The organism is Frankia sp. CeTa3Moorea, assembly GCF_978021225.1.
Genome location: NZ_CDXDOR010000253.1, coordinates 1 through 4,340, shown reverse-complemented (window position 1 = coordinate 4,340; position 4,340 = coordinate 1). Strand labels below are relative to the sequence as shown.

At 67.9% G+C, this 4,340-nt stretch carries 4 protein-coding genes and 1 pseudogene; 1 reads left to right on the top strand and 4 read right to left on the bottom strand.

All coding sequences use genetic code 11. The annotated features are described in order from the left end of the window. Window positions 1-207: pseudogene (locus tag AC08OV_RS23790) on the bottom strand (DUF397 domain-containing protein); the annotation flags it as partial. Window positions 208-538: 331 nt separating this feature from the next. Here AC08OV_RS23790 and AC08OV_RS23785 point away from each other — a divergent pair. After that, window positions 539-1,942 (top strand): hypothetical protein, encoded by a 1,404-nt coding sequence (locus AC08OV_RS23785; RefSeq protein WP_476615878.1) that lies wholly within the window; start codon window positions 539-541, stop codon window positions 1,940-1,942. A gap of 608 nt (window positions 1,943-2,550) precedes the next feature. Here AC08OV_RS23785 and AC08OV_RS23780 read toward each other — a convergent pair. The 3 genes from AC08OV_RS23780 to AC08OV_RS23770 all read right to left on the bottom strand — a co-directional run bounded on the left by AC08OV_RS23780 (window position 2,551) and on the right by AC08OV_RS23770 (window position 3,791). Continuing rightward, complete coding sequence (locus AC08OV_RS23780) at window positions 2,551-2,910, bottom strand: serine integrase family protein (RefSeq protein ID WP_085015407.1); 360 nt, start codon at window positions 2,908-2,910, stop codon at window positions 2,551-2,553. Further along, a complete protein-coding gene (locus AC08OV_RS23775; protein WP_476615877.1) occupies window positions 2,910-3,206 on the bottom strand; it encodes a hypothetical protein in 297 nt (98 codons plus the stop codon). Before AC08OV_RS23775 ends, AC08OV_RS23780 begins: the two co-directional genes overlap by 1 nt. A 387-nt stretch (window positions 3,207-3,593) precedes the next feature. Next, window positions 3,594-3,791 (bottom strand): hypothetical protein, encoded by a 198-nt coding sequence (locus tag AC08OV_RS23770; protein ID WP_476620353.1) that lies wholly within the window; start codon window positions 3,789-3,791, stop codon window positions 3,594-3,596. Between the last annotated feature and the right edge of the window lie 549 nt (window positions 3,792-4,340).

The window sequence follows — 4,340 nt, the reverse complement described above, 5'->3', positions numbered from 1 at the left end:
CAGCAACCCCGCCCCCGCCGGAACCCGGCCATGCCGCACCGCTACCCCCGGGGTGTCGAGCAGCCCGAGCGTCCCGACCGGCACCGCGGCCACCTCCACCGCCCCCAGGCCGGCCCGCGTCGTCCGCCACCAGGCCAGACGATCCCGGCCCCGCACCGGCACCTCACATTCCAACCGGGCAAAGTGCTCGTCCTCCCACCGGCCCACGCCAGGACCCCCCTCGTCTCGTGATCACAACAAGGTGGCCCCGGGCAGGCCCCACCCCCGTGGAACAGCCCGCCCGGAACCGTTCACAGCGCCCGCCGAGGACACGAAGGCCAACCCGACCAGAACCGCCGGACATCACTATCGGCCACCGAACCAGGCATCACAGTGACCGTCGGGGCGCAGGGGAACGCCGCCACCATGACGGCACGGCACGGCATCCGCATGCCATCCGTGCCTTCCTGATGCCATCCCGTGACATTCGAGGCCGGCGGTCGGAACATGGCACCTGACCAGGACCTCAGACCCCGCCAGACAGTCGGAAGGACCGCTGATGGCCCCGCCCCGCAGCGACACGATGCTCGCCCGACTACTTCATGATCGGAACTGGAGTTGCGACGACTTCCGCCGTGTCTTCGACACCACCGCCCGCACACTTAGCCGGGAAAACAACGATCTTCGGGTGCCGGGGCCACTCAGCGACCGGCAGGCGAAACGGTGGATCGCCGGCCAGGTAGCCACCAGGCCCTATCCGGCGGCATGCCGGGTGTTGGAGGAGATGTTTCACGTTTCCGTGGAAGATTTGCTGACCCGGAATCCCACTCGCTACCGTGAGACACAGGCCGTAGCCCCGCCGCCCGTGCTACCACGTCCCGTCATGCAGGCGGAGCCCGGCAGCGGGCCGCCCCGCGAGGAGGTGAGTCCGTCGCGCCGCCGTGACCTACTCGGCACCGGCATCCTCCTTGCCGCCAGCACCGCCACGACTGGCGCCACCAGCCGCGCCGCGCAGATCTCCCGCGCCATCGCCGCGTCCACCCCGGACCCCCTCAGTGTCGCCCAGCTCCACCAGGGCATCCAACGCCTCACCCGGATCTACTCCACGACACCGCACGCGGATCTACTCGGACCCGTCGAACAGGCGTGGGACGATGCGGAAGCCCGGTTGGAAACCAGAGTCACCGGCACCGACCGTCGCGACCTCGAACTCCTCGCCGGCCAATACGCCTTCTACCGTGGTCGACTCGCCTTCGACATGGGCGATGACGACGGCGCGTTGACGTTCTTCGTCCTCGCCGCTCAACACGCCCAGGCAGCCGGTAACCCACTACTTGCCGGATCGGTTGCCGCCATGCGCTCCGCCGTGGCCTTCTTCGCCCGCGAGTTCGAGACCGCTGCGGACATCGCCGCCCAGGCCCAGCCGCAGGCGCACCCCTATATCGTCCCGCTCCTCGCCTGCGCACAGGCCCGCGCCTACGCCATCACCAGCCGCGAAGACGAAGCACTAACCGCCTTGCGGACCATGAATGATCATCTCTGGACCGGCAACCGCCTGCCAGGACCTTCACCGATCGACGAAGAGTCCAGCGAAGCTTTCAATGCGGTGGTACTCGGCTATCTCGGCAAGGGTGACGAAGCCGAGCCACACGCCCGCGCGTCGTTGGCGATGCTCAGCGGAACCGGACGGTACGTCAGCACCGCCGGCACCCATCTCGCACTCGCACGGGCCTTCATCCACCGCACCCACCCAGACCCCGAACAGGCAGCCACCGCAGCAAGTGACGCCCTCATGATCGTTGACGGCAAGGAAGTGACCAACGGCCCGACCTTCAACCGGGCCGCCGGTATTTGGCGCACCCTCGCCCGCAACGAGGAGTGGGCACGGCTCGAACCTGTCCGCGACCTGGGTGAACAGGTCTCATCTGAGCGCCGTGCGCTCCCAGCAGGCCCAACCATCTAGATCGTCGCCAATGTTCTCTACCCCGTCAAGGCGCGCCTACGGCGCGCGCGTGTGACCTGTCGCACGCGCCGCGCGTCGCCGTGCGCGCCGCGCCTACGGGATCGCCGCACCACGATGGGACCCCGCCTCCCTCCGGTCGGCACCCCATCGGGGCGTCGCCCCGTGGGCGCGTCGGCCCGTCGGCGCGTCGGAGCGTCAGGCCCCCCGCCAGAGGGTCCGTGACGATCGCTGGTGAGGGTGCCGCTGGTCCGCGCCGGTGCTCCAGGAGCCGCGCGACGTCCGCGAGAACGGTGCCGTTGCTGGTTGTTGGGGCTCCGCCCCAAACCCCGGCCCTCACTCTGGAGGAGGGGGGAGATGCCGCGTACGTCCGCTGATCGCCTCCGCCGCCCGGACCCCCAAGGGGCTACGCCGGAACCTCCCGGCCGGGCAAGGGACGCGCCGCACCCAGCACGGGGACGGGCCGTCGGCGCCCTTGCCCGGCCGGGAGAACCCGACGTAGGGCGCAGCCGCCCGACCGACGGAGGAGATCAGCTCAGCCCGGGGTCTGTGAAGGATCAAAAACCGGGTCGGGTGGCGTTGCAGCCACCCGACCCGATCCTGATCATTTCTTAGGTGAACAGCGAGTCGACGAGAGCGCAGCCCACCGGATCACCCGTATCCACGCCGTCACGTACTGCAAGGACGCGGATCCCCGTGCGGCGCAGCATGCCCAGTACCGCCATCCGCCCCGCTTCAGTGGTGGCCAACCGGTCGATCGTGTCGACGACCACCAGGTCGTAGGCGCCGGAGTGGACGAGCCGGACGACCGCCGCCCACTCATGCAGCCTGTCAGCGGTCTGGTAGACCGTCCCACCGGCCTGCCAGGCCCGTGCCGAGCATGCCGCAGCGAACACCGCTCGCTGATCATCCCGCTCGGTCACGCTGACGTCCTGACGAACGAAGTTCAACGCCCGCGCCAGCCCCGGCATCACGCATCCTCGCCGGATGCGCGGCAAGCCGACACGCCGTCCGACGCCTCAAGCAGACCGAACCACACCGCATCAAGGACCGCGAGGCTGTTCGTGCTCGTCACGATGCCGATCATCGCGGACAGGTCACGCAGCGCCGACGCCGCGGCGCGAGGTACGAGGTTCCCGGGCGGACCGGCAAGCGGACCGTCGTCCAGCTCAGCCGCCACCAATGCCAGCGCCTCGCGCACCGCGGCAATCAACTGATCAACGAGGTAGGCGCTCTGCCGCACCGGATCATCTGGCATAGTAAACATAGGTTCCGCTCCTGGTCTGGCAGGTTGTGGGACTCAGGCCCGGATCGGTGTTCCCGCACCGGTCGGGCCGCTTTCGTTGCTGTACCTACATCATCGCAAATTTTGTATAGGTTGTTGAAGGCCGGAAACGGCGAACGGCCGGCAACCCCAGGCGAGGTCACCGGCCGTTTAGACCAGCCGCTTACCGGCCGCCGCGCCGACTTCTGATCATGTCCGCGAGTGCGACCACGGACCGTGGATCAGAACGCAGCAGGCAGCCGAGCAGCCGCCGCCCCGTGGGACCCGCAGGACCAGCCACGAGGATCACGAACAGCGATTCCTGATAGGGAGTCCACCGGCCGCAGCCCGGCATCGTGTCCGCAGGCACCCACCCCGCCGTTTCGTGCCTCACGGGAGCACGCTGCCCAGGTCCGGCGTTGCCCGGAACTGCAAGACCACCGCCGGATCATTGGGGCTCAACCGCCAATGATCAACGAAGAGTACCGAAGGTGCGGTAGCCGTCACGTTGATCATGTCATGCAGGGTTGCCCCTGGAGTCAGGGTCACGTTATACAGGCCGGTCCGTTCGTCTGCGGACAAGGTCACAAGCCGCCGACCCTCATAGGGGTTGCGCCACCGGTCTTGACCGGACGGCGGAATACTGGGCACAGGTCACCATCCTGTTCACGCAGGGTTGTGGTCAGGCCCTGTCCGGTGGTCGCAACACCGGCAGGGCCGCTAACACCCCCAACATTAGGACGCTGCGCCCTAAAGTTCAAGTGTTGATCTTTCGGTAGAGTCTGGAACCGTGGGAGGTGACGATCCGCTACTTGGCTACAAGCAGATGGCCGAGCTTGCCGGGGTCAAGCCGGGAACACTGCGGAACTACCGCGCCGCCGGTCGGCTACCACCGCCTGATGATGACTCGGTCCCAGACCGCCCCCGCTGGCGACAGTCCACGTTCCTCGCATGGATGGCAGCCCGACCAGGTCAAGGTGCGCGCACCGACCGCCAGGACCCGGCCGAGTAGCGTGAGACGCGAAGCGGAGCTAGTGATCTAGGTCACATCTTTCGGTGTACCTCGCGAAGTCAGTGCACCGGCATCCCCACCAGCCCGAACCTGCACGAGATCGCCCAGGGCCTCGCCCCTGAGAG